Source organism: Prevotella sp. E13-17, from assembly GCF_022024035.1.
GTDB lineage: Bacteria > Bacteroidota > Bacteroidia > Bacteroidales > Bacteroidaceae > Prevotella.
The window spans coordinates 2,603,072-2,629,036 of sequence record NZ_CP091787.1 but is presented as its reverse complement, the minus strand read 5'-3'; the positions used below and the strand labels follow the sequence as shown (position 1 = coordinate 2,629,036).

Annotated in this window: 17 protein-coding genes and 1 tRNA gene; 16 read left to right on the top strand and 2 right to left on the bottom strand. The window is 49.8% G+C overall.

What is annotated here, in order from left to right:
• Positions 1–50 precede the first annotated feature (50 nt).
• The 16 genes from L6472_RS10705 (at position 51) to L6472_RS10630 (ending at position 23,337) form a co-directional block, all read left to right on the top strand.
• Positions 51–968, top strand: coding sequence for a hypothetical protein (locus L6472_RS10705; protein WP_237804948.1), 918 nt, complete (start codon positions 51–53; stop codon positions 966–968).
• 2 nt (positions 969–970) lie between these two features.
• Positions 971–1,708 carry a YjbH domain-containing protein gene (locus L6472_RS10700; RefSeq protein ID WP_237804946.1) on the top strand — a complete coding sequence of 246 codons (738 nt, stop codon included), beginning with the start codon at positions 971–973 and terminating at the stop codon, positions 1,706–1,708.
• 981 nt (positions 1,709–2,689) lie between these two features.
• Entirely contained in the window at positions 2,690–3,391 is a 702-nt protein-coding gene (locus tag L6472_RS10695) for a hypothetical protein (protein ID WP_237804944.1), read from the top strand.
• An 18-nt stretch (positions 3,392–3,409) separates the two neighbouring features.
• Entirely contained in the window at positions 3,410–5,479 is a 2,070-nt protein-coding gene (locus tag L6472_RS10690; RefSeq protein WP_237804942.1) for a beta-L-arabinofuranosidase domain-containing protein, read from the top strand.
• A 147-nt stretch (positions 5,480–5,626) separates the two neighbouring features.
• Positions 5,627–5,701: transfer RNA gene (locus L6472_RS10685), tRNA-Val, on the top strand.
• Between the two features lie 152 nt (positions 5,702–5,853).
• Positions 5,854–7,200: an adenylosuccinate lyase gene (gene purB / locus L6472_RS10680; protein WP_237804940.1), complete on the top strand. Its 1,347-nt coding sequence runs from the start codon at positions 5,854–5,856 to the stop codon at positions 7,198–7,200.
• A 74-nt stretch (positions 7,201–7,274) separates the two neighbouring features.
• Entirely contained in the window at positions 7,275–8,630 is a 1,356-nt protein-coding gene (locus L6472_RS10675; RefSeq protein WP_237804938.1) for a pseudouridine synthase, read from the top strand.
• Between the two features lie 126 nt (positions 8,631–8,756).
• Positions 8,757–10,196 carry an asparagine--tRNA ligase gene (asnS, locus tag L6472_RS10670; protein WP_237804936.1) on the top strand — a complete coding sequence of 480 codons (1,440 nt, stop codon included), beginning with the start codon at positions 8,757–8,759 and terminating at the stop codon, positions 10,194–10,196.
• A 661-nt stretch (positions 10,197–10,857) separates the two neighbouring features.
• Complete coding sequence (locus L6472_RS10665; RefSeq protein WP_237804934.1) at positions 10,858–11,790, top strand: hypothetical protein; 933 nt, start codon at positions 10,858–10,860, stop codon at positions 11,788–11,790.
• A 10-nt stretch (positions 11,791–11,800) separates the two neighbouring features.
• Positions 11,801–11,971 (top strand): hypothetical protein, encoded by a 171-nt coding sequence (locus L6472_RS10660; protein WP_237804932.1) that lies wholly within the window; start codon positions 11,801–11,803, stop codon positions 11,969–11,971.
• 66 nt (positions 11,972–12,037) lie between these two features.
• A complete protein-coding gene (locus L6472_RS10655; RefSeq protein ID WP_237804930.1) occupies positions 12,038–12,790 on the top strand; it encodes a nucleotidyltransferase family protein in 753 nt (250 codons plus the stop codon).
• A 5-nt stretch (positions 12,791–12,795) separates the two neighbouring features.
• Positions 12,796–14,406: a glutamine-hydrolyzing GMP synthase gene (gene guaA / locus L6472_RS10650; protein WP_237804928.1), complete on the top strand. Its 1,611-nt coding sequence runs from the start codon at positions 12,796–12,798 to the stop codon at positions 14,404–14,406.
• A 135-nt stretch (positions 14,407–14,541) separates the two neighbouring features.
• Entirely contained in the window at positions 14,542–15,786 is a 1,245-nt protein-coding gene (locus L6472_RS10645; protein WP_237804926.1) for a permease, read from the top strand.
• A 385-nt stretch (positions 15,787–16,171) separates the two neighbouring features.
• Positions 16,172–20,848 (top strand): C10 family peptidase, encoded by a 4,677-nt coding sequence (locus tag L6472_RS10640; RefSeq protein WP_237804924.1) that lies wholly within the window; start codon positions 16,172–16,174, stop codon positions 20,846–20,848.
• A gap of 114 nt (positions 20,849–20,962) precedes the next feature.
• Positions 20,963–22,444 carry a PP2C family serine/threonine-protein phosphatase gene (locus tag L6472_RS10635; RefSeq protein ID WP_237804922.1) on the top strand — a complete coding sequence of 494 codons (1,482 nt, stop codon included), beginning with the start codon at positions 20,963–20,965 and terminating at the stop codon, positions 22,442–22,444.
• Between the two features lie 35 nt (positions 22,445–22,479).
• Complete coding sequence (locus L6472_RS10630) at positions 22,480–23,337, top strand: hypothetical protein (RefSeq protein ID WP_237804920.1); 858 nt, start codon at positions 22,480–22,482, stop codon at positions 23,335–23,337.
• Positions 23,338–23,490: 153 nt separating this feature from the next.
• Here the strand turns inward: L6472_RS10630 and glmM are convergent, their stop codons facing one another.
• Positions 23,491–24,957: a phosphoglucosamine mutase gene (gene glmM, locus L6472_RS10625; RefSeq protein WP_237804918.1), complete on the bottom strand. Its 1,467-nt coding sequence runs from the start codon at positions 24,955–24,957 to the stop codon at positions 23,491–23,493.
• 49 nt (positions 24,958–25,006) lie between these two features.
• A complete protein-coding gene (locus L6472_RS10620) occupies positions 25,007–25,912 on the bottom strand; it encodes an AraC family transcriptional regulator (protein ID WP_237804916.1) in 906 nt (301 codons plus the stop codon).
• Positions 25,913–25,965 lie beyond the last annotated feature (53 nt).

Sequence of the window (25,965 nt, the reverse complement as noted above, 5' to 3'; positions counted from 1 at the left end):
TGTTTCTCCCTGTCCTTTCAGGGAGAAACTTTTTTTTGTAATCCTTTGCGGTGTCAGAATTATTGTTTAACTTTGTATTCATTATTATGATGTTAAACATGCGACGCATTTTTGTAGTACTTTTCTGCTTGCAGATATTTTTTGCAGGAACGAGGGCTCAACAGAATACTCAGACAGAGTTGTTCTGTGGTGTAGAGCTTGATTATTCTGACGTTAACTTTATCAGACTCTATAATACACTGGTGAATTTGACTCCAGGTACAAAGATACATCTTGGACATGACTGGCAGTTGGCAGCACAGGCTATGTTGCCTATAGATAATTCAGGCTATCCAGAACGTTATAATATGATAAGATTGAGTATGGCGAATGTTACTAAGACTTTTCGCTTTCCTCATGCCAATCAATATTTTAAGTTAAGTGCAGGTCTTTTTGGCCAAGACCGCTATGGAGCTGATTTCCGATGGATGTATCCGGTCAATAACTGGCTGATGCTAAATGCCCGCTTTGGTATCACTTCTGACTGGGCTTTGGGATTTGACATGAGCAGTAACTCTGAGAGTACATTTAATAGAGATTGGCGGTCTATTGGCATTGCGGGTGTAAGTGTGTGGTTGGATCGCTGGTCAACGGAACTACGAATGTCGGGAGGTTATTATCTAAATAAAGATAAGGGCCTGGAAGGTGAAGTGATGCGACATTTCAAGCATTGTTCGGTAAGCCTTTTTGGACAATATCATGATGTCTTAGGTCGCTATAGGGAAACGGTTGGTTTTAGAATTGTCATGATGCTTCCTCCATACAAAAAGTCACATGAGAAAGTTGTCTTTAGGCCTGCAAGCAACTTCCGATTGACATATGCCGCCCATAGTGGCGCTTCTATGGCGAAATATATGACTGATCCGGAAGAAAACGAAAGAACATATCCTATACGTATTCCATGGGGAACGGGTAATTTTGATGAATGAAGATGAGTAGATTTTTTTTCATGTTGATGCTCGCTGTTGCGACTATACAATCTGGTGCTCAGCAGTATATCGGTTTTGAAGGAATGATTCATGTGCCTACGGCTGACATGGATACTGTCGGTATTGCCCGCGTCGGGGCTCATTATCTGCCCAAACGTATGATGCCAGATAAAATGCTTTATGATGGTGAGAAGTTTAATTCCTTGACCAACTACCTGAGCATCACACCGTTCAAGTGGATAGAGGTGGGTTATGGCTATACCTTGTGGAAGATGCATAAGAATTTGGATAAGAAGAATAAGTCTGGCTTTTATTCAAAAGACCGCTATTTCTCTGTCAAATTGCAGCTCTTGAAAGAGAATAAATGGTGGCCTTCGGTAGCCGTTGGTGGTAACGATGTCTGGGGGTCTAGTGACGATGGAAAGTCGGGTAGTAATTATTATAGGAATTCTTTTGCTAGCTTGTCTAAGCATTATTCCTTTCGCGACAACATATTTGGTGCGCATGTGACCTACCGCCACTGGATGCGTTCCTATAATCATAAGTGGCAAGGTGTGGTAGGAGGCGTCACGTTTCAACCATCTTTTTATCGCCCTTTGCGGACAATGGTGGAGTGGGATGGCAACGAGGTGAATATAGGTGCTGACTGTCGTCTGTTCAAGTATCTGTTAATACAATGTGCACTGATAGACTTTAAATATATGAATGGCGGCTTGTGTCTATATATACCTTTGATATAATTCCTTTGTTCTTGCGATATGGGGGCTGAGTCTTGGTGTTCAGGGTAATATGTAGCCTGCAAAAGGTCGGCCGTCAATATTGACTTTTTTTGAGACACATTCTAAGAATTGTACTAATCATAGCTGAGTGATTGCGAGGGCTCAGTCGCAATTGCGTAGGTTTTGCGATGCTCCCCGAGTCTTGAATTGGCATTTTCAGAGTCTGGAGAGGGTCGTTTTAAAGTCTAAAAGCACGTGTTCTAATGTCCAGAAGAGACGCTTCTAAAGTCTAAAACCGAAACTGTCATTTCTGGTCTAGCCCCTGGATGCTCTACATCCAGCCCTTAGAACAACCGTATCCAGGGGCTAAAACGACCTGTTCCAGGGGCTGGATGCGCCACATCTAGGGGCTGGATGAACATCAAAAGTAAAGCTATGACAACGCAAAAGCGAAACTATAACAAGACGAAAGCAGCACTATAACGCAACTTTCTGAGACCTTTCGTGTTTTCAGTTTGTGTTTATTGAACAAAAACCGAGAAGACCCCTTTGTGAGGCAGAAATCTCTGTCGAGATTTTCATGTTGCCAGTGGTAATCCTTCTTGTGAACAAGTTCACATCAGGCTTCCCACTGACACCATGACCCCTTCGGGGTTTTCTGTCTCACAAAGGAAAAACCACGGACCTTCGGTCCTGAAAACCGAACCCCACCCCGGCCCTCCCGAGGGAGGGAGTAATTTTGTCCTTTCCGATATGATATCTGTTCTGTTGATTTCAATCTAAAGAATCTGCTGAGTCTCTACTGAAATAACAAAAAGCGCAAATAAAGGATTACCCCTATGATATTTCGCTTGAGCCATTGCGAGTGCCGTGTGGAAATGCCATACGGCACTCGTTTTTATAAGCCTTTGAACTGATATTGTCTTTAATTGACCTTCTTTTGGGCTCATTTTTGTTAAGTAAGATGTATCTTTGCATCCCGAAAACCCTAACTAAAAACTTATGAAACGATTAATACTTATACTGATGACATTTGCATGCGGCGTATTAAACGCCCAGGAATCAGAGCGTACAATGTTGCTGAGGACCCTAAGTGACGGACCTTGGCTTTGTGCTTATTATCTCCTAAATAGCAATGATGAACTAAGCAGTTTGTCTCCTGCTGAGTGGGCAGGACGTTGTGTTGATGAAGAAGAATGGATTCAAGGCGAAGGCCCCTTGAGTAATAGTCCGGATCAGTTTAAGACAACAGAGTGGGGCAGCCAACTGCAACCTTTATTGGTGAGGCGCCATTTTACGCTCACTGAAGGACAACTGAACGAACTCCTGACTAAAACGATTGTGTTGACGTGTAGTTATGATGAGAATCCCAAAGTATATTTGAATGGTAGTTTAATATGGAGCACCTCAGGATGGAATGATAATGATTATGCAAATTTTGTGCTGATTCCTCGTCAAAAGAGATTGTTTGTCGTGGGCGATAATGTGCTGGCGGTGTCTTTGAGTCAAGGCAGTGGTGGTGGACATATTGATTATGGCTTATACTTTAATGGTTCATTTAGCACTTCCGGTGTGGAAAATGCAGATACGGAGAAGGCACCTTGCCATTACTACAATCTAACGGGGCAGCCTGTTTCGGCTCCAGGTAAAGGAGTCGGAATTGTTCGGCGTGGTGCCGTGGCAAAGAAAATAATTAGATTCTAAATAAAAACCTTACGTGAAATGAAAAAGAAAATTGTGTTGTTCTCTATGTTGTTGGCGTCGTTGACACTGACCGCACAGCAGAAGGTATCCGTGGTTGACCGTCCTGCAAGGGGAATGTTGGCCAACTATTCTTCCTATCGTGCACCTTTGTATGGGGGGCGGTTGCTGAAGTTACCTGTTGGAAAAGTACAACCTCGTGGATGGTTGCGCGAGATGCTTAACCGTCAGCGAGATGGGTTGAATGGTCAGTTGGGTACAGTGAGCGCCTGGTTAGATAAACGCAATAACCAATGGCTTTCTGATCAAGGCGATCATGGATGGGAGGAAGTGCCCTATTGGCTTAGAGGCTATTCTTCCCTGGCTTACATTCTGGATGATGAAACGTTGAAGGCCGAAGCACAGGTGTGGTTTGATGCCGTTTTGTCTCATTTGAAACCAAATGGAGAACTGGGCCCCAGTGGTACTGATGGCGATCCTAACACACCAGACCTTTGGGCAAAGATGCCGATGCTATGGGCTTTGCAGACTTATTATGAACATAGCGCCGATGAACGTGTGCTGACTGCCATGACCAACTATTTCAAGTGGGAACTGACCATTCCTGACGAGCACTTCCTCAAAGGCTTGTGGCAGTCTAAGCGTGGTAGCGATAATGAGTGGAGTGTCGTCTGGCTTTATAATCATACAGGCGACAAGTCTATTTTGCCGCTTATTGATAAGTTGCACCGTTGTGGCGTTGACTGGACATTAAAAAATGACCTCCCCAACTGGCACGGCGTGAATGTTGCACAGGGATTCCGTGAGCCTGCCACCTATTATATATATAATGGCGACGACCTGATGCTGCAGGCGGCTTACGAGAATCATCATACGATGCGTCAACGTTTTGGCCAGGTGCCAGGTGGAATGTTTGGTGCCGACGAGAATGCTCGCTTGGGCTATTCCGATCCACGTCAGGGCGCAGAGACTTGTGCTGTTGTAGAGCAAATGGCAAGTGACGAAATCATGATGGGAATCACGGGCGATCCATTTTGGGCAGATCACTGTGAAAATGTAGCATTTAATACTCTTCCTGCTGCTTTGACAAGCGACATGCGTGCACTTCGGTATATTACCTCTCCCAATATGGCAATCAGCGATGGTAAGAATCACGCGCCAAGTATCGATAACAGTCTGCGCGGAATGTTGTCAATGAGTCCTTTTAGTAGTCGTTGCTGTCAGCATAATCATGGCATGGGCTGGCCATATTTTACAGAACATCTTGTGATGGCTACAACCGATGGAGGCCTTGCAACGATGCTTTATTCTGAAAGTGAGACCACGGCACTCGTTTCTAATGGTCAAGAGATTCGGCTGACAGAAACAACCAAGTATCCTTTTGAGGATCAGGTCGTACTGAAGATATCTACGTCTAAAGCTGTTGATTTCCCGCTTTATCTCCGTGTTCCAGCATGGTCAGACCAGACAGCAATCAGCGTAAACGGTACCCCTTTGGATCATCTGTCAGAAGCCAATGGACGTTTCGTTTGTGTCGAACGTACCTGGAATGATGGCGATGAAGTAGTGCTGAAGATGCCTATGAGTGTTACAACGCGCACTTGGCAAAAGAATAAATCAAGTGTTAGTGTGGACTATGGTCCTCTTACACTCTCGTTGAAAATAGATGAACGCTATCAACAGCGTGACAGTCGAGATAAGGAAATCGTGCAGGATGACTCACATTGGCAGGAAGGTGTGGATGCAGGTTTATGGCCAGCTTATGAGATTTATGCTGCTTCGGAGTGGAACTATGCCCTCCAGATGGATGGACAGTTGCCGAAGGATATTCAAGTGGAACGTCGAGCTTGGCCGGCCGATAACTATCCATTTACCCTTGAGAGTGTTCCTCTTCAGTTTAGTGCTAAGGGACGTCAGATACCTTCTTGGGGACTGGACGCAACAGGAATGACCGACCTGTTGCCAACATGCTTTGCGAAACGCTCGGATGAGGTGAAACCTCTGCAATTGGTACCCATGGGCGCTGCTCGTCTTCGAATCACTTCGTTTCCAAAAGCAGAAGTAAATACCCGTGTCGAAGGATGTGAATAGTTTCATATAATACAAAGAAATTCTGTTGCTCTCACCCTGAAATGTAGGGTGAGAGCACTTTTTTTAGGTGTTTAAAGAAAAAACTTTGGAATTTATTTGGTGGAATCAAAAAAACTCCTTACCTTTGCACCCGCTTACGAAAAGAAAGGGCGCTTAGCTCAGTTGGTTCAGAGCATCTGCCTTACAAGCAGAGGGTCGGGGGTTCGAATCCCTCAGCGCCCACAAATGAAGTTGCAATCGAAAGGTTGCAACTTCATTTTGTTATTGTAAAACAAAAAAAATACTAAATCATGTAATTTCTTAATTCTATTTTCTTTATTCTTAATAATAATGATTACCTTTGCGCCTTGAAAGATAATTATCTATAAAGTATCATGGAATTTAATATGTTGACGGCCATCTCGCCTATTGATGGCCGCTATCGGGGTAAGACAGAGCCATTGAGCGAGTATTTCTCAGAATATGCGTTGATTCGTTATCGCATTCGTGTGGAAATAGAATATTTTATTGCGCTTTGCGAACTGCCATTGCCGGGTCTTCAGGATTTCGATCATTCACTTTTTGAGACGTTACGTAATATCTATCGTCAGTTTACACCGTCAGAAGCACAGCGTGTAAAGGAGATAGAGTCAGTGACGAACCATGATGTGAAGGCCGTGGAGTATTTTATTAAGGAGAAACTAGACACTATTGGAAATCTTGATCAGTACAAAGAGTTCATTCATTTTGGTCTCACTTCACAGGACATCAACAACACAAGTGTGCCACTCTCTATCAAGGAGGCTCTCGAACAGGTTTACTATCCACTGCTTGAAGAATTGATAGAACAGTTGCATGACTATGCCGAAGAATGGAAGACGGTGCCCATGTTGGCAAAGACACACGGACAGCCAGCATCTCCTACACGTCTTGGTAAGGAGGTGATGGTCTATGTTTACCGTCTGGAAGAACAACTTAGATCACTGAAAGAGACACCAATAACAGCTAAATTCGGTGGTGCTACAGGTAATTATAACGCTCATCATGTAGCATATCCCCAGTACGACTGGCGTGAGTTCGGTAATCGTTTTGTAAGCGAGAAACTTGGACTTGAACGCGAGCAATACACAACTCAGATATCTAACTACGACTGGCTGGCAGCCATCTTTGATGCAATGCGTCGCATCAACACCATCATCATTGATCTTGATCGCGACTTCTGGATGTATATCTCAATGGAGTACTTCAAACAGAAAATCAAGGCTGGTGAGGTAGGTTCTAGTGCAATGCCCCATAAAGTCAATCCTATCGACTATGAGAATTCAGAGGGTAACCTCGGTATTGCCAATGCCGTGCTTAGCTTCTTGGCTCAAAAGTTACCTGTGAGTCGCCTTCAGCGTGATCTTACCGACTCTACGGTTCTTCGTAATGTCGGTGTTCCTATGGGCCATGCCCTGATCGCATTCCAGAGCACACTGAAAGGACTGCGTAAGCTGATTCTTAATGAAGAAAAGCTTCATGAAGATCTCGAGAATACATGGGCCGTTGTAGCAGAGGGTATTCAGACCATCCTTCGCCGTGAGGGCTATCCCAAACCCTATGAGGCATTGAAGGCCCTGACACGTACCAACCAGAAGATGACCGAAGAGACTATCCATGAGTTTATTCAGAACCTGAATGTCAGCGACAGCGTGAAGCAGGAACTGATGGACATCACCCCATGGACTTATACAGGTATTTAATATTCAACTCAATAGTAATTATTTAGTGGAGCCGTGAGGTTCCTATTATTAACATCATTAAAGATTCATTTATTATGGATTTCGAAAACGAAAAAAATCATGAAGGGCTGTCAACAGAACAGCAGAACACAAGCCGTGAAGGCTTCCAGAAGGAATTCAGACCAGTAGGTCGCTCACCGCGCCCACGTATTCATGCACGTCCTGTAGGTAATAGTTACGAGCGTCCTAACTTTGTCAAGCATAATCAGGATGATGAGGGCGGCTTCCGTCCAGAAGGTTTCGGCGCTGGTTTGCAGAGTCAAGCTCCACAGCGAAACTATCGTCCGCGTACCAATAATTACGGTAATAATGATTACCAGCAGCGTCCTCAGGGTGGTTATGGCCAGCGTCCTCAAGGTGGCTATCAGCAGCGCCCTCAGGGTGGTTACGGTCAGCGTCCACAGGGTGGTTATGGCCAGCGTCCACAAGGCGGCTATCAGCAGCGTGGTGGTTATGGCCAGCGTCCTCAGGGTGGTTATGGTCAGCGTCCACAAGGCGGCTATCAGCAGCGTGGCGGTTATGGCCAGCGTCCCCAGGGAGGCTATCAGCAGCGTGGTGGTTATGGTCAGCGTCCCCAAGGTGGTTACCGTCCCCGTACGGCCGACTATGATCCCAATGCAAAGTATTCAATGAAGAAGCGTATTGAATACAAGGAGATAAACTTCGATCCCAACGAGCCTGTACGCTTGAATAAGTTCTTGGCAAATGCAGGCGTTTGCAGCCGTCGAGAGGCAGATGACTTTATCCAGGCAGGTGTTGTTACTGTTAATGGCGAGGTTGTTACCGAGCTGGGAACAAAGGTTATGCGCACCGATCTCGTGAAGTTCCACGATAATCCTGTAACACTTGAGAAGAAGGTATATGTACTTCTCAATAAACCCAAGGATTATGTGACCACCAGTGATGATCCTCAGCAGCGCAAGACAGTGATGGATCTCGTAAAGGACGCATGTCCCGAGCGTATCTATCCAGTTGGTCGTCTCGACCGCAACACAACCGGTGTTCTTCTGCTTACCAACGATGGCGATATGGCATCTAAGCTCACACATCCTAAGTTCTTGAAGAAGAAGATCTACCACGTATATCTGGATCATAATGTAACGGCACACGATATGCAGCGCATTGCAGAGGGTGTGATGCTCGACGACGGTGAAATCAAGGCCGATGCTATCGAGTATGCTGATCCTGTTGACAAGAAGCAGGTTGGTATCGAGATTCACTCAGGCAAGAACCGCATCGTCCGTCGAATTTTTGAGAGCTTGGGCTACAAGGTCACCAAACTAGACCGAGTTCAGTTCGCTGGCCTTACAAAGAAGAACTTGCGTCGTGGCGACTGGCGTTTCCTCACCGAGGAAGAGGTTGATCGCCTGCGTATGGGTGCTTACGAGTAACACAAGTCCCCTAAGCTAGGGGACAACAGGGGTCTGAACAGGCGCAGATCCCAACAATAAAGGAGCGTAATGGTCTGATTTCGCTTGTTCAGACCCCCAACCCCCTAATTTAGGGGGCTTAAAACAATGAAAAGAACTAAGATAATCGATGTGCTGAAAAGCACAGAATATGGCAAGGAAGTCTGTGTGAAAGGCTGGGTGCGCACGCATCGCAGTTCGAAGGCAGTTGACTTCATTGCCCTCAATGATGGCTCAACCATCAACAATGTGCAGGTTGTGGTTGACCCAACCAAGTTCGACGAGCAGTTGCTGAAAGACATCACCACTGGTGCTTGCATTTGTGCTGAAGGTACACTCGTAGAGAGTCAGGGTGCTGGTCAGAGTAGTGAGATTCAGGCCACCAAGCTTGTGATTTACGGACTCTGCGGCAACGACTATCCCATGCAGAAGAAGGGCCAGAGCTTCGAGGCTATGCGTAAGAATGCACATATGCGTCTGCGCACCAATACCTTTGGTGCCGTTATGCGCATTCGTCACAACATGGCAATGGCCATCCATACCTATTTCCATGAGCATGGTTTCTTCTATTTCCACACGCCATTGATTACTGCCAGTGACTGTGAGGGTGCAGGCAACATGTTCCAGGTGACCACCAAGAACCTCTACGACTTGAAGAAGGATGAGAACGGCAAGATTATCTACGACGATGATTTCTTCGGAGAGCAGACCTCACTAACCGTTTCAGGCCAGTTGGAGGGTGAGCTGGGTGCTACAGCTCTGGGAGCCATCTATACCTTCGGTCCTACGTTCCGTGCCGAGAACTCAAATACGCCTCGTCACTTGGCCGAGTTCTGGATGGTTGAGCCCGAGGTTGCTTTCATTGACCAAGAAGAGCTGATGGACCTCGAAGAGGACTTTATCAAGTATTGTGTTCGATGGGCACTTGACCATTGTAAGGACGATCTTGAGTTCCTTAACAAGATGATTGACAAGACCCTGATTGAGCGTCTTGAGGGCGTCTTGAAAGAGACCTTCGTCCGTCTGCCTTACACCGAGGGTATCAACATCCTCCAGGAGGCCATCAAGAATGGTAAGAAGTTTGAGTTCCCCTGTAACTGGGGCGATGACCTCGCTTCTGAGCACGAGCGCTACCTTGTAGAGGAGCACTTCAAGAAGCCAGTTATCATGACCGACTATCCACGTGCTTTCAAGTCGTTCTACATGAAGCAGAACGAGGATACTGCCGATGGCGGTTCTGTAGGTTACAAGGGTGCTGTTGCTCCTGGTCCCACCATGCAGGGTACCGATGTCCTGTTCCCACAGATTGGTGAGATTATCGGTGGTTCTGTTCGTGAGGAGAGCTACGATAAGTTGATGAGCGAGGTTAACCGTCGTGAGATGGATCAGACCCATCTCTGGTGGTATCTCGACACCCGCAAGTGGGGTTCATGTCCTCATGCCGGTTTCGGTCTTGGTTTCGAGCGTCTCATTCTGTTCGTTACAGGCATGCAGAACATCCGTGACGTGATACCTTTCCCACGTACACCAAAATCAGCAGAATTCTAATTTCCAACGATAGGGGGTGTGTCATTATTGGCACGCCCCCTCTTTTTTTACAACCATAAACTAATCAAGGATGAAAAAATATTCATTTCTAAAACTTTGTGTCCTTTTCGTATTCCTTTTATCGGGAAGCGTAAACGGATGGGCTTCCTATAAACTTGTTAAAGTAACCTCTATTCAGGCAGGCAAAAAATATGTTTTTGAGAGGAATGGATGTGTTCTTAATAATTCTATTGTTTCCACAGTTCTTCAGACAACGTCAAACTATAAAAGCGTAGAGTTGACGGGTTATGAATCATATGTGTGGAGAGTTGATGCCGCTACTGATGGCTTTTACATAAAGAATGTGGACAAGGATAAATATTTGTATAACTCTTCGGGTACATCATTAAGTTTTGGTTCAAAGGCTTCTGTTTGGTCTTTTAGTTTTGATAACGGTGTCGCTTTGATTCAGAATATCAGTAATGAGAACCGTTTTATAGGTGAAAAAAAATCCAATGATTATTCTGCTTATTCATACACAGACACGTACCTCAATACATGTCCCCATGATTTTACCGTATATGTTCTTGAAGATGAAACTGATTCAGGTGTTATTTTTCATGAGACGTTCGATTTGGTAGATAACTATGACACGAGTTCTTTTGACCAAACTGGTTGGACAATGAGTGGTTATATTTATCCCGTAGATAAGTATGGAGGCGTCCGATTAGCCAAAGAAGATGGTCCAGGTTCAATCACGACTCCTGTGCTTCCTGCTATGACGACAGATGCAATCATGACGATAAACGTTAAAGGATGGGATGCTGACGAAAAGATACTTTCTGTTGTTGGTGAGAATTGCACGGTTACACCTTCTGTTCTGGATGATATTCCTTCTACCTACACCAACTACACACTCAAGATAACAGATGTAGGGGAGAATCCAAGGATTGCGTTTTCTGCAGCAAGCGGTTGCCGTATTGTTATCGACGACGTTAAGATTATGACTCACGTTGGTTTGAAACTTGCTGCCAGCGGCTATGCTACCTATTGTAGTCCCTTCGCGCTCGACTTGACACCAACAGATGATTATGCCGCTTATGTGGTATCCTCAACTTCAGGTTCTATTGTCAACTTCTCAAAGATCATGGGCAAGGTTGCTAAAGAGACACCTTTCGTCTTGTATAATCCTAAGAAGGCTGGCGAAACCGTGTATCTGCCCATCGTGGTTGATGATGAAGGTATAGCTGGTATTGATGGCAATATGCTGCGTGGCACACTTGTTCCCACCCCCATCACAACCGTTGATGGCGACTATACCAACTTCGGTCTCAGTGGTGGTAAGTTCGTTCGAATCAACGATGGCACCATCAAAGCCAACAAAGCCTATTTGCCCATTCTCACATCCAGTCTCCCCTCTACCTCTAATGCCCGTTTCACCGTGGCTTTCTCCGACGAGACCGATGTCATTCGCACTTCAGCTGCTTCCCCGGGTCATGATGAGCTCTATAACCTTCAAGGCCGTCGCATCCAGTCTCCAACAAGCGGCCTGTATATCATACGTCATGCAGAAGGAGACCAGCAAGGCAAGAACATAAAAGTATTTATTAAGTAGCCCCCAGATAATGAAGAAACCATATCAGAAGCCCACCATCGTAATGGTCAGCTTCACCCCCAATGCCCAGATGCTTTCTGCATCAAATTTCCAGACGACTGTTAGTGAAGAAGACGCTCCCGTCGATGCTGAAGAAATAGAGTCGCGTCAGTCCACTTTCAGTATGTGGACCGACGACTGACCACCCCCGTGTCTTATTACCAGTTATTATTTTGCGTATTACAAAAAAAAAGTGTAATTTTGCAGCATGAAACAGGCAATGGTATTTGCAGCAGGTCTTGGTACAAGGCTGAAACCCCTTACCGACACAATGCCTAAAGCATTGGTGCGTGTGGGCGAGAAACCGCTGCTGTGGCATATCTTGACAAAGTTGACGGCTGCGGGCTACAGTCGAGTAGTCGTCAATGTGCATCATTTTGCCGACCAGATTGTTGACTATCTCAAGACCAACGATTTCGGTATGGATATCCGCATCAGCGACGAGCGTAGTCAGTTGTTAGAGACTGGCGGCGGCATCAAGAAGGCCGGCACGTTGTTCGACGATACTTCCCCCATCCTTATCCACAACGTAGATATTCTGAGCAATGTCGATTTCGATTGGTTCGCTCAGCAGCACGAGGCCGACGAAGAAGCCGTCTTGCTGGTCAGCCGTCGCAAGACCAAGCGCTATCTGCTCTTCGACAATGCCATGCGTCTGATGGGATGGATTAATAAGGAGACGGGCGAGATAAAGTCCCCTTACGAGTATGTCCGTCGCACGGGCCTCTCTCAGTACGGCGAACCCCTCAATGAGTTTGCCTTTTCTGGCATCCATAGCTTCTCGCCGCGTTTGTTCACCCTGATGGATCGCTTCCCCGATCGTTTTCCCATTATCGACTTTTACCTCAGTATCTGTCACCGTTCCAAGATTGTTGGAGTGGTCAAGGACGACCTGCGTCTCTTGGATGTGGGCAAGCTTGATACCTTAGACGAAGCAGAGAAATTTATCACATCATTATAATTAATATGCAACAGAAGATTATCATCTTAGACTTTGGCTCACAGACCACGCAGCTTATTGGCCGTCGTGTGCGTGAGTTAGACACCTTCTGCGAGATTTTGCCCTACAACAAGTTTCCTGTTGGCGACGAGTCGGTGATTGGCGTCATCCTGAGTGGTTCCCCCTACTCAGTCCACGATCCCGAGGCCTTCAAGGTTGACTTGAGCCAGTTTGTGGGCAAGGTGCCCGTGCTGGGCATCTGCTACGGTGCACAGTTCATCTCGCACACCCTGGGTGGTAAGGTAGAGAAGGCCGACTCTCGCGAGTATGGCCGTGCCAACCTGGAGACTGTCGATACTACGAATCCACTGTTCAAAGGCTTCGAGCAGCACTCACAGGTGTGGATGTCTCATGGCGACACCATCACTGCCATCCCCGGCGACTTCAAGGTCATTGGTTCTACCAAGGACGTTACCAATGCCGCCTTCGCTTCTACCCAGCAGCCCATCTGGGCCGTTCAGTTCCACCCCGAGGTGTTCCATTCGCTTCAAGGTAAGCAGTTGCTTCAGAACTTTGTCGTTGACATCTGTGGCAGCAAGCAGGAATGGAGTGCCGCCTCATTTGTTGATTCTACCGTAGCCGAACTCAAGCAGCAGCTTGGCAACGACCGTGTCATCCTGGGGCTGTCTGGTGGCGTTGATTCTTCCGTTGCTGCCGTCCTGCTCAACAAGGCCATTGGCTCGCGTCTCACCTGTATCTTCGTGGACCACGGCATGCTTCGCAAGAACGAGTTCCAGCAGGTTATGGAAGACTATAAAGTGCTGGGGCTGAATGTGATTGGCGTCGATGCCAGCGAGAAGTTCTTCTCAGACCTCGCCGGAGTCACCGACCCCGAGCAGAAGCGTAAGATTATCGGTCGCGATTTCGTTGAGGTGTTCAATGCCGAAGCCAAGAAAATCACTGATGCCAAGTGGTTGGCTCAGGGCACTATCTATCCCGATCGCATTGAGTCACTGAACATCACCGGTAAGGTTATCAAGAGCCACCACAACGTAGGCGGTCTGCCCGAAGATATGCATCTGCAGCTTTGCGAGCCCCTGAAGTGGTTGTTCAAGGACGAGGTGCGCCGTGTAGGACGCCAGATGGGCATGCCCGAGCATCTCATCACCCGCCATCCTTTCCCCGGACCAGGTCTGGCCGTACGTATCCTGGGCGACATCACCCGTGAGAAAGTACAGATCCTGCAGGATGCCGACGATATCTATATCCGCGGTCTGCGCAACTATAAAGTCAAGCTTAGTGGCGAAGAAGCCCGCAAAGTCCTGGCAGCAGGCATTCCTGCCGATATGAAAGATGGCGAGATTGAAGTATCGCTCTACGACCAGATCTGGCAGGCAGGTGCCATTCTCCTTTCTACAGTCCGTTCGGTCGGTGTGATGGGCGATGAGCGCACCTACGAGCATCCCGTTGCTCTGCGTGCCGTCACCTCTACCGATGCCATGACTGCCGACTGGGCTCATCTGCCTTACGAGTTCATGGCCAAGGTCTCTAACGAGATTATCAACAAGGTGCGCGGTGTCAATCGCGTTTGCTACGACATCTCGTCAAAGCCACCTGCAACCATCGAGTGGGAGTAAGATTGCTCTCCACGGTTGCTAATTGTAGCACAGGTGGGACGAAGCAATACCGAAAATAAAGTATTATGGGACTGGAATAACATTATTTCAGTCCCTTTCTTTTGTGCATATTTCTTTTTTTTGTACCTTTGACGCATGAATCTACAGAGTTTTTTTTCATCATTATTGATGGTGGTGGCCGAGATGGCCCCCTACCTGTTGCTGGGCTTTCTCATCGCTGGCGTGTTGCATGTCTATGTGCCGCAGCGCTTCTATGCCCGCTATCTGTCTGCCGACAACCGTTGGTCGGTGCTCTGGGCAGCCCTGTTGGGCGTGCCACTGCCACTCTGTTCGTGTGGCGTCATCCCCACAGCCATTGGTCTTCGCAATGAGAAAGCCTCCAAGGGCGCCATTGCCTCGTTTCTCATTGCCACGCCTCAGACGGGCATCGACTCCATCCTTGCCACCTTCTCGCTCATGGGATTGGGCTTCGCCATTGTCCGTCCTGTGGCTGCCCTCATCACGGGGGTGTGCGGAGGCCTACTGGTTAATCGCCTGATGCGTCGCCAGTCGCTCACCGACGAGGCTGCCGCCACTTGTGAAGTGGAGCAGGGCCGCAAGCCGTGGCGCGTGCTGAAGTACGCCTACTACGACATGATTCGCGACATTGGTCTGCGCCTGCTCATAGGTCTTGTTGTGGCAGCCCTCATCCAGGTAGCCGTGCCCGATGCGTTTTTCCTCAGCTTTGGCAGCGAGCCACTGCTCCAGATGCTGGTCATTCTTGCCATTGCCGTGCCCATGTATATCTGTTCCACGGGCAGTATCCCCGTGGCAGCTGCCCTCATGATGAAAGGACTCTCGCCCGGTGCGGCTCTGGTCATGCTGATGGCAGGTCCCGCTGTCAACCTCGCTTCAATCCTTGTTGTCCACAAGGCCATGGGGCGTCGCTTCACTGCCATCTATCTGGGCACTATCGTAGGCTTCTCAATCCTGTTCGGACTGTTGCTCAATGCCAGTGGCCTGACGCTCTTCACCCCCGTAGTCAACGATGCTTGTTGCGCCAGCGACACCATGTTGCCCAGTCCCTTCAAGCTCGTCTGCGCAGCCATACTGACCCTGATGATAGCTTTTGCCCTCGCCATGAAGTGGCGTGACCGTCGTAATGCCGTTCCGTCAGTCGAAACCGACGTCGTCATCTATCGAGTTGAAGACATGCACTGTAGCCATTGCGAGGCTGCTGTGGTGCGTGCCGTCGAGTCACTCCCCGGTGTCACATCGGCCAAGGCAAATGCTTCGGCCTGCACCCTCACTGTCAAGGGCGCTGCCACCGAGGCCGATGTCCGTCAGGCTGTCGAAGGCGTCGGCTACACCTTCAAGGGGCGTCGTGAGCAGCAAGCCTGAGTCTGGTTACGGCAAGCCCCAGGTTTCCTTACGGCAAGCCATCCCTTTCGTTACGGCAAACCATCCCTTTCCTTACGGCAAAGTCAAGGTGCCCTTACGGCAAAGTAATTGTATGCTCGCAGCGCCTCATTTGTTTAGTGCCTCCAAACGGTCCGTTTGGGGCCTCCAATCCAACCCTTTGGCGCCTCCAAACCAGTCGTTTGGGGGCACCAAACGTTTTGTCGCCCTCAAAAACTCCCGCAATCGCTTGTTGGTGTCGAAAAGAATTACTACCTTTGCTGCAAACTTATAACTACAAGTAATTTACTAACAACATGTGCTCATGATAATCCGTACAAACAACTGTCGTGCTGTGTCCCATAGGGCGTGGCAACGACTCGCATTGATGGTCTTACTGTTGACCTTTACCGTCAGCACCATCCATGCCAACCCCATTACTCGTCAGCAGGCCCTGAAACGAGCTGCCGAATTCATGACCCAACAGAACGACCCGCGCCAACTGGCCCCCGTGGCCGCTAAGAAGTTGGCCCCACGCCGTGCGGCTGCAGTCACAACGGCCGAGCCCTATTATGTCTTCAACCGCGGCATGAATGGCGGCTTCGTCATCGTGTCGGGCGACGACAGCACCATTCCCGTGCTGGGCTACACCGACAGTGGCGAGTTTGACTACACCCAGGCACCCCCCAACCTGCGCGACCTGCTCGACGACTATGCCCGTCAGATTACGCAGATTCAGCAGGGTGCTCCCGTCATCACAGCCACCATTCCCACGCACCCCAAGGTCGAGCCGCTGCTCACCTGTAAGTGGAGCCAAGGCTACCCCTACAACATGACCTGCCCAGAGTACTTCACCCTGGGACGCTCGGTGACTGGCTGCGTGGCCACCGCCATGGCACAGATTATGTATTACCACCGCGACAAGTCCGTCACCGAGGTGCAGAACGATATCCCTGGCTACTCCACTTGGACCGCACACCCCACCTATGGCAACCTGAAGGTTGAGGGTATCGCTAAGGGTGCCCCCATCGACTGGGCCAATATGAAAGACACCTATGGCACTGCCAGCGACCTGCAGCGCTTGGCAGTGGCCGACCTCATGCACTATTGCGGTGTCAGTGTGAAGATGGACTACACCAACAGTTCTTCTGGCGCACAGTCCTATGAGGTGTATAACGCCCTCAAGGCCTACTTTGGCTATGGCAGTTCGGTGCGATATGTTGACTATACCCAGGTCACCACCGATGCCGGCTGGGACGATGTGGTCTATACCGACATCGCTGCCCGCCGTCCGGTCTATGTCAGTGGCTCCAATGCCACCGTGGGCCACGCCTTTGTGGCCGATGGCTACGATGGCAATTTGCGCTATCACATCAACTGGGGATGGGGCGGACAGAGCGATGGCTACTACTATCTCACCAACCTGACGCCCGGTCAAGGACAGGGCACGGGCGGTAGTGACGATGGCTATAATGGCTATAAGCAGATCATTGTGGGCATCGAGCCTGAGAACTATGGCGAGAAAGCCATGACCTTTGTCGATGCCCGAGTGAAGACTGTCTGTCTTGACAACTGGGATGCCAACCACGATGGAGCGCTGACCTACAATGAGGCCGCCGCCGTGACCGACCTGGGCACCGCCTTCCAGAATCAGACTGCCATTACCAAGTTCCCCGAACTCTACTACTTTACCAGTCTGCAGCATCTTGCCGACGATGCCTTTAATGGCTGTACCAAGCTTGCCTCCATGCGCCTGCCACGCAAGTTGCAGACCATTGGCGCCCGCGCATTCGCCGGCTGTCAGTCGCTCGCCGAGTTCGTCTTGCCCGACTATGTCACCGCTATCGGTGCCGAGGCCTTCAGTGGTTGTGCAGCCTTAGAGGCACTTTCGCTGCCCGAGACCGTCACTGCTGTCGAAGCCGGCACGTTCCGTGGCTGCATCTCCCTCACCAGTTTCGACCAGCCCGTAGGCATCGTTCGTCTGGGTGATGGCGCCTTTGCTGGTTGCACCAAGCTGCACACCTTCAAGGTGAACACCTACAACCCCGCCGCCATCACGATGGGGCAGGGCGTCTTTGCCGACGATGACCTCAGCGCAGCCACCCTCCACGTGCTGCAAGGCACTAAGGACTACTTTGCTGCCACCAGTCAGTGGCGCGACTTTGGCACCATCTTCCAGGCCCGCGAACTCTCAGGTGGTCGTTTCACCACCATCCAAGCCGGCAAGGAATACTATCTCTACAACGTCGGCACGGGGCGCTACCTGACCCGGGGCGAGGCCTACAACACCCAGGCTGTCGTCAGTCGCCAGCCACTGCGCTTCAAGCTCAACGCAATGTCGTCGGTGGGCACCGATGTCTATACCATCACCTGCGAGAACTCAGGACTCAACGGCAAATACCTCTTCCGCACTTCGTCAGATACGAATGTAGGACAGGGCGTCAAGGCCGTCTTTATGGATGGCACTACGCTCGACAACCGAGCCTACTGGAACATCAGTGCTCTCGATGATGCAGTCTATACCATTCAGATACCCACGGGTGTGGTAGGCCATCAGGATGGCCAGTATCTGGGCGTGCAGACCAGTCATGCCAGCAATGCTGCCACACCTACCTATGGCGCCTATTTCGACATCGACTATGCAGCCTATCCGCAGAATTGCCACTGGAAGTTCGTAGCCTATGATGCCCTCCAGACCGAGATCTATAACGAAGCGTCAACCCTGCTCAACCTCATCACCATGGCCAGGAAGCAGGGGCGCAACGTGGAGAAGGAACAAGCCGTTTATGATAACCTTGAGAGTACGCTCGACGACATCCTCGTTGCTCAAAGCTCGCTGCGCCAAAAACTCAATCTTCTTGATTTCAAAGATAGCACCATCGGCATGGTATGTCGTCAGCGTTGGGACACCTCCAACGACGGAGAGCTGAGCATTGCTGAGGCTGCTCAGGTGAAAGACTTTGACTATAGTTTCAAGGGGTTGTCTATTGTCAGCTTCGATGAGTTCCAGTACTTCAAGGCCGTGCCCTATATCTACGACAACACCTTTGCCGATTGTCGCAATTTGGCGTCCGTCACTCTGCCCGACGGCATCGAGAAAATCTATTATTATGCTTTCCGCAACTGCAGCAGTCTGAAGCGCATCAATCTGCCCGACGGCATCAACACGCTGGGGCCCCAGTGCTTTGGCTATTGCACCGCCCTGCGCGAGGTGACCCTGTGGAACCCCGATCCCGACGTTATCAGTGTCAGCAGCGATGCTTTCACCGGTGTCGATCTGTCGCTTTGCACGCTCTATGTGCCCTATGGCTCGAAGGCACGCTATGAGCAGGCCGATGTGTGGCGCGACTTTGGCACCATCCGTGAGTTCCGTGGCAAGACCCAACCCCTCTTCTCGGATATTACGACCGGTGTGCCAGGCTACCTCTACAATGTGGGCAGTCGTAAGTATGTGGCCATGGGCGAGGCCTATGGCACGCAGTCGGTGGTCACCGCCGGCACCCCCATCAGCTATTGGTTCCAGCGCACGGCAGCCATGCCCGCCAATGTTTACTATATCCAAGAGTCAGCCAGCACTAAGGTTATCTTCCGTGTGTCCACCGACAGTAAGGTGGGCGATGGCGTGAAGACCTGCTTTGGCGATGGCTCTCTCTCGTCCAAGGCTTATTGGCAGATAGAGGATGCGGGCGACCATCTGTTCCGTCTCTCTGTGCCCACTGGCGATAATACCCGTGTAGAGGGCGAATACCTGGGCACCAACGAGAGTCATACCACCGATGTGGCCAGTCCTACCTATGGTCTCTACTGGGATCAGCCTGCCACCGACAAGCACACCTTGTGGGCCTTTGTTTCGGCTGACGATATGCAGAAGGCGCGCAGCACCGATATGCTGTTGGCCAAGATGCGTACCATGCTCGACAAGTGCGAGGCGCAGCTCATCGACGTGACAGCCGAACGGGCCGTCTATGATAACCTGGCGAGCACCTATGACGACATCAACGAGGCTGTGTTCTCACTGCGCCATAAGCTGGGCTACATCGACTTTGCCGACAAATATGTGCAGACCGTCTGTCTTGCCAACTGGGACATCGACGAGGATGGCGAGCTCACACAGGAAGAAGCTGCTCAGGTCACCGACCTCGGCACGCTGTTCCAGAAGAATCTGAATATCAGCCGATTCGAAGAATTGCAGTATTTCACCTCGTTGAAGCACATAGCAGATGGTGCCTTTACGGGCAACTCAGCCCTGCATACCGTCCATCTGCCTGCCAGCGTGCAGTCGCTGGGCGAAAACGCCTTTGCTGGTTGCTACAACCTGAAGTATCTGGTCATCCCTTCCAAGCAGGGCGTGGTGGCCCGTGGTCAGAGCAGTGTGCAGAGTCAGGTTACGCTGTTTGTGCCTGCCGACCTGTTGGATGCTTATGCCGTTTCCGACTGGAAGAACAAGTCCACTTTGCTTGCCTATACCGGTATTCCTGTCATCACCGCCACCGGCTATCGCAACTATGGTCGTTCATTTGGCACGGTGAACTTCGAGTTGAGTGGTGCCCCCATTGATGGCGAGCCTGACTATGCGTGCGACATCATTGAGGTGACGACCACACCTGTAGGCGACTATCCGCTGACTGTGCTGCCCGGTACCATCACCACGGTCGGACTGGTCTGCAAGCCGGGTGTCTTCACCGTCAGGAAGTCGCCCCTCACCATCACGGCGCTCAATGCCACCCGCGAGGTGGGACAGCCCAACCCTGTGTTTGAACTGAAGTACAAGTCGTTCCGCAACGACGAGACTTCTGAGGTCTTTATCAAGCAGCCCGTCATCACTTGCGACGCCACGCCAGACAGCCCCGCCGGTCAGTATGAGATACGTGTGGGTGGTGCTGAGGCCGAGAACTACGAGATGACCTACGTCTCGGGCGTCCTCACCGTGGTTCAGACCACCGGTATCGATGGCGTGCAAGCCAACACCCGTCAGCAGAAAGTTTACGATCTGACAGGACGTCGCGTCACTGCTCCACAACGCGGAATCTATATTTCCGGAGGACGTAAGATGGTGGTTAGGTAGTGTTTTTGTTGCGAATATTTGGCAGAGTCGAATTTTCTATATACCTTTGTCCGCTGACATCAACGTATGTTGGCGGACAATTTTATGATATAACGTCTAATTGGGAAGTTATAAATGAAGATAGAACTATTTGATCCACAAGCCATCTATGAGTTGGGCGCCCGTCCTAACCAGGAAGATAATATCTATCCTGCGATGGGGCAGGCCACCAGTCAGAGCCGTGTGTTCCTGGTGTGCGACGGCATGGGCGGATGCGACAAGGGCGAGGTAGCCAGCAAGATAGTCTGCGATGCGATCAGTGCTAAGGTGGAGGAGGTGCTGCAGGCCGATGAACCGCTCACCGACGATGCTTTCAACGAAGCTTTGACGCTGGCCTACAATGCGCTCGATGCTGCCGATGTGAAGAACGAGGGCGTGATGGGCACCACCTTGACCTTCCTCTGCTTTCACCGTGGCGGATGTCTGGCCGCACATATTGGCGACAGCCGCATCTATCACCTGCGTCTTTCGTTGGGCCCCGATATGGGCATGCTCTATCGTTCGCGCGACCATTCGTTGGTGCAGCAGCTCTATGAGATGGGACAACTGTCCTATCGCCAGATGAGCACCGACTCCCGCAAGAATGTCATCCTAAAGGCTCTGCAGCCTCATCAGCCCGAGCTCACCATGGCAGAGCTGACCCACATCACCGATATCAAGGCTGGCGACTATTTCCTGATGTGCTCAGATGGACTTCTGGAGCGTATGGACGACGCCCTGATGCTCTCTATCCTTGGTGCCGATTGCAGTGACGAAGAAAAGACAGCCCGCCTCATCGAGGCTTCGCGCGACAACCAAGACAACCACTCTGCCTATCTCATCAGAGTGAAAAGTGTAGAGCGTGAGCCTGGCGACAAGGAACTGCCAGAGGACGAATTCGAGGCGCGTGTCAGAAACAAGGCTTTGAATGATCCCGCGCGCAAGGTTGTCATACCGCCACCTCCATTCCCCGATAGCAACAGACGTGTGCCAACACAGCCTTCAGCACATGGCGGTAAGCCTGCGGCCAACCGCCAACCTGCAACTGCTGCGGTGTCGGTCGAACGTCAACCGTCGCAGATGGGCAGCAAGGTGGTGAAGGTTCTGTTGACGGTTCTTGTGGTGGTCCTGCTGGGTGTGGCAGGCTATCTTGCCTATCCCCGTTTCGTGGCTCCGTCACAATCTGAGGTCATGGCACCTGTAGCCGACGAGAAAATATCGATGGCCGACGCCTATCGCCAATTGGGTGCTGTCGATGTGACTTTCGATGTGGTACGACAGATAGAGCAGGATGTCAACCAAGATGGCACCACCGAGGAGGCAGAGAACTACTCCAACCGTCTGATTGCTATGAAACAGATCTTCCTGGAGGGCTTCATGGCAAAGCAGCACAGTGTGGATACGCTGATTAACGTTTACCAGTTGCGCGCGGCTTATTTCTCGCCCGAGCAGCGCGAGGTGATGCAGTGGTTCCTGGAACTGCCTAAGCATCAGCAGGAGTTGTGGGAGACCTCGACCGATCGTGTCGTCAGCTTCCAGGATTTCAAGCAGTTCATGACGAACTTGATCTATTATTAGTGATTGAAAACATTTTGAAGTTAAAATAACAACGTATGAAAGCAATTAAGATTTTGATGTCGGCTGCTGTAGCAACAGCCCTCACATCGTGTGGCGGCGGTAGCGAAAGCAACTGGCAGCAAGAACGTGACTCTATCATGGAGGTGAACGAACAGCAGCAACAGGTTCTCGACGACCTGACCTCGTCGTTGGTTGAGGTGTCTGCCAGTCTCGACTCTATAGCTCAAGGCGAAGGCATGTTGCGCAGCTCTAACGAGTCGCCAGTAATCACTAAGGAACAGATGTTGAAGAACCTGGAAGCCTTCAAGGCAACCCTGCAGGCCAATAAGGAGCGCATGGCTAAGTTGCAGAAGCAGTTGGCCACGCGTACTGACCAACTGGGACAGCTGAGCAAACTGGTGGACCATCTGAATGCTGAGATTGCTGCCAAGGAGGCTCGTATTGCCGAACTGGAGGAGCAACTGGCACAGGCTAACGCCGATATGGACTTGTTGCGCCTGGATATCAACTCGCTGAGCAAGACTGTGTCGTCGCTACAGGACGAGAATGCAGAGCAGCGCCAGACCATGGAGGCACAGACGGCCGAGGCTAATAAGGCTTATTATGTGGTGGGCACTAGTCGTGATCTGAAGGAGAAGGGCCTGCTGACGGGTGGCGGTCTGCTGAAGAAAAAGAAGGTGAACTATGAATCGCTGAATCAAGCGCTCTTCACCAAAATTGACATTCGCAACACCACGCAGTTCAACATCCCCAGCAAAAAGGCAAAGGTGTTGACGGATGCGCCCTCCGACTCTTACACCATCACTCAGAATGGTAACAGTTGTACGCTGCGCATCACCAACGTGCCCCGCTTCTGGAGCATCAGTCGCTACCTCATCATCCAGGCCGACTGAGTTCTTTGACAGAATATCTTTTTTGGGATGTGTTTATTTTCTTTAGAATGTTCACTAGTGTCCAGCTTTAACTGGACACTAGTGATCGGTTACCAATATTACAAAATCAAGTCCGTTTCTTTTCAAAAGCTTGCTTAATGGACTGTATTTCAATTATTTAAAAGAGTAATTAGTCCACTTTAACGGGGCAGTACTGTTATGTAATATTAAGTTGTTGTTTAATCCAAATTTATCAAGTACCAAGTCTTTCTGCATGTCGTAGAAGTAATGCATGAGCTCGTTGCCCAGATGGTCAGCCTGCTCAATGGAGAGAGCCTCGCTATAGACACGCACCACGGGTTCGGTGTTGGACTTGCGCAGATAAACCCAGCGATCGGGAAAGTCTATCTTCAGTCCGTCGGTCTCACTGATTTGGGCGCTCTTGTCTTTAGAGAAGCGGTCTTTTACTTTCTTGAGAATGGCCTCTACATCAGTATCAGGCATGAGGTCGATGGAACTCTTTGCTATCTGATAGTCGGGGAAAGAGGCCCGCAACTGGCTGACAGTGCACTGCTGCTGAGACAGACTGCTCAGGAAGAGAGCAATGCCTACCAAAGCATCGCGACCATAGTGGCACTCAGGATAGATTACACCACCATTGCCATCGCCACCGATAATAGCACCCACCTCTTTCATCTTGGCGGTAATATTGACCTCGCCAACAGCAGAGGCGAAATACTGACCACCACGCTGCAGGGTGACATCGCGCAGAGCTCGCGTGTTGCTGAGGTCGCTAACAGCATTGCCAGAAGTATGGCTGAGCACATAGTCGGCTACACAGACAAGAGTGTATTCTTCGCCAAACATCGTGCCGTCTTCACTGATAAACGCTAATCGGTCTACATCGGAGTCAACAACAATGCCGAGGTCGAAATGTTCTTGCTTCATGCGCCCGATAATGCCCAACAAGTTATTCTCAATGGGCTCTGGCTTATGAGCAAAGGCACCTGTGCACTCACCATTGAGTATCTTGAAGTCTACACCGAGAGCCTGAAACAATTGGGGAAGAATGATGCCACCAACGGAATTGATGGTATCAACACAGACACGGAAATGGCGCTTGCGAATGGCATCAACATCAACTAACTTTAGATTTAAGACAGCATCGATGTGGCGCTGGTTGAAGGTTTCGTCGATAGTTAACTGCCCTAAGTGTTGGATATTGGCATAGCAGAAGTTTTCTGTCTCAGCAAGAGCCAACATCTCTTTACCATCATAGGGCGTCAGAAACTCTCCATTATGATTGAGTAGCTTCAGACCATTCCACTGGCTATGGTTGTGAGAGGCTGTAATGACAATACCGCCATCAGCACCAGCCATGCGCACAGCAAGCTCGGTGGTTGGGGTGCTGGCATAGCCTATATCAATAACATCGTAGCCCAAGCCCATGAGAGTGCCAACAACAATGTTGCGCACCATCAGTCCTGACATACGACCATCACGACCTACGACCATCTTCCTGCCATGAATATAGTGGGCAAAGGCTGAGGTGAGCTTGACGATGTCAAGGGGATTCAGCGAATCGCCAGGACGCCCACCGATGGTGCCGTAGATTCCTGATATGGATTTGATGAGTGTCATATAGGTTATAAGTGTGTATTATATATGGTCGATATGGTTGGTTGTGTATTTATTCTTCTTCGTTGTTGTTTTGATACTTGATACGAAACTCCATAGGTGTCATGCCTGAGTGTTCCTTAAAGTATTTGCCAAAGAAAGAGGCATTGGGAAATTGCAGGTCATCGGCAATCTGCTGCATGGTCATATCAGTGAAGCGCAAACGGTTCTCGATAGCTTGGAGTGTGAAGAAATGAACCATCTCGCTGGGGCGCCTATTCATGGTTTCCATCAACAGCTTGGAGAGGTATTTAGGAGTGACGTTCAGCATCTTGGCATACTCATCGACACGACGGATGCGACCATCACTTTGCTCTGCCAACTGCATAAAGCGGTCGGCAAGTTTCTTGCCATGCAGACCAGTATTGCCAAAAGCATTATCACCCTTGGTTCGCTGCTCTCCCCTACGCAGCACAGAGAGTACCTCTAAGAGGAAGGTGCTGACAATAGAGCGCACTATGTCGGGATAGAGCGCCAAAGAACTGTTGCGCATGTGATGACTGAGTTGCTGGTAGTAAGAATCGAACAGTGAAACATCAGTATCGGATAGTGACGCCTTGGGATGCTGCTTCAATAGCACCACATCGGAAAGACTGCTTTTAGTAAACGTGTTCATGTTCCACATTTCGCCACGAGAGAACCATATTTGGCGACAATTAAAGTCGGGAGTAGACATAAACTTCTCCACAACCGAACGCACCATGTAGAGAAAGAGGTCATTCTTATTCAGCTGAATGGTCTGACCGTCATACTCGAACTGGGCAGCTCCTGCCGTGCAGATAATAATGATACCATGGTCCATCGGTTTTATTCTGCCAGCAGGCATACCGTCAAAGCAATCCACCAGTACCAACTCGTCGCTATCACCCATGCGAAGAGTACCTGCCCCCTTTCTTGGTTTGAACTCAAAAATATCCATAATGTTCTGTTCTTCTCTTTTTCGGATGCAAAAGTAGATATAAAAAACGAAAA

Bases quoted from the DNA above. Each gene is read 5' to 3' on its own strand.
- L6472_RS10700 (WP_237804946.1), top strand. From the start codon at position 971: ATGAGTAGATTTTTTTTCATGTTGATGCTCGCTGTTGCGACTATACAA.
- L6472_RS10695 (WP_237804944.1), top strand. From the start codon at position 2,690: ATGAAACGATTAATACTTATACTGATGACATTTGCATGCGGCGTATTA.
- L6472_RS10690 (WP_237804942.1), top strand. From the start codon at position 3,410: ATGAAAAAGAAAATTGTGTTGTTCTCTATGTTGTTGGCGTCGTTGACA.
- purB (WP_237804940.1), top strand. From the start codon at position 5,854: ATGGAATTTAATATGTTGACGGCCATCTCGCCTATTGATGGCCGCTAT.
- L6472_RS10675 (WP_237804938.1), top strand. From the start codon at position 7,275: ATGGATTTCGAAAACGAAAAAAATCATGAAGGGCTGTCAACAGAACAG.
- asnS (WP_237804936.1), top strand. From the start codon at position 8,757: ATGAAAAGAACTAAGATAATCGATGTGCTGAAAAGCACAGAATATGGC.
- L6472_RS10665 (WP_237804934.1), top strand. From the start codon at position 10,858: ATGAGTGGTTATATTTATCCCGTAGATAAGTATGGAGGCGTCCGATTA.
- L6472_RS10660 (WP_237804932.1), top strand. From the start codon at position 11,801: ATGAAGAAACCATATCAGAAGCCCACCATCGTAATGGTCAGCTTCACC.
- L6472_RS10655 (WP_237804930.1), top strand. From the start codon at position 12,038: ATGAAACAGGCAATGGTATTTGCAGCAGGTCTTGGTACAAGGCTGAAA.
- guaA (WP_237804928.1), top strand. From the start codon at position 12,796: ATGCAACAGAAGATTATCATCTTAGACTTTGGCTCACAGACCACGCAG.
- L6472_RS10645 (WP_237804926.1), top strand. From the start codon at position 14,542: ATGAATCTACAGAGTTTTTTTTCATCATTATTGATGGTGGTGGCCGAG.
- L6472_RS10640 (WP_237804924.1), top strand. From the start codon at position 16,172: ATGGTCTTACTGTTGACCTTTACCGTCAGCACCATCCATGCCAACCCC.
- L6472_RS10635 (WP_237804922.1), top strand. From the start codon at position 20,963: ATGAAGATAGAACTATTTGATCCACAAGCCATCTATGAGTTGGGCGCC.
- L6472_RS10630 (WP_237804920.1), top strand. From the start codon at position 22,480: ATGAAAGCAATTAAGATTTTGATGTCGGCTGCTGTAGCAACAGCCCTC.
- glmM (WP_237804918.1), bottom strand. From the start codon at position 24,957: ATGACACTCATCAAATCCATATCAGGAATCTACGGCACCATCGGTGGG.
- L6472_RS10620 (WP_237804916.1), bottom strand. From the start codon at position 25,912: ATGGATATTTTTGAGTTCAAACCAAGAAAGGGGGCAGGTACTCTTCGC.